The 271-nt window shown below is 56.5% G+C and carries 1 protein-coding gene; it reads left to right on the forward strand.

Annotation, left to right across the window (positions count from 1 at the left end):
• Positions 1-271, forward strand: a 271-nt coding sequence (locus HX818_RS31020) for a hypothetical protein (protein WP_218176118.1), incomplete at both ends; no start/stop codon positions are given.

Below are 271 nucleotides of genomic sequence, written 5' to 3' on the forward strand. Positions count from 1 at the left end.
TCAAAAGCAGATCAAGATCAAAGGCACGCAGCCTCGCTGGCGCTCGACAGCTGCTACGGGCGCGGTGGCTCTGCTTTTCTGTGGGAGCGGGCTTGCTCGCGAAAAACCTGAGAGCGCCGCGTTGAATCAGGATGCCCACGTCATCGTTAACGACCTTCGCGAGCAAGCCCGCTCCCACATTTGGACTGTGCCCGCTTTAGCTTTTGATTTGGCTTTTGCTTCACCACACTCAAGCCGGCCGGTAGGCCACTGTGCTTTTGCTTTTGATCTT

The sequence above is a fragment of the Pseudomonas sp. F9001 genome (assembly GCF_013385435.1).
GTDB lineage: Bacteria > Pseudomonadota > Gammaproteobacteria > Pseudomonadales > Pseudomonadaceae > Aquipseudomonas.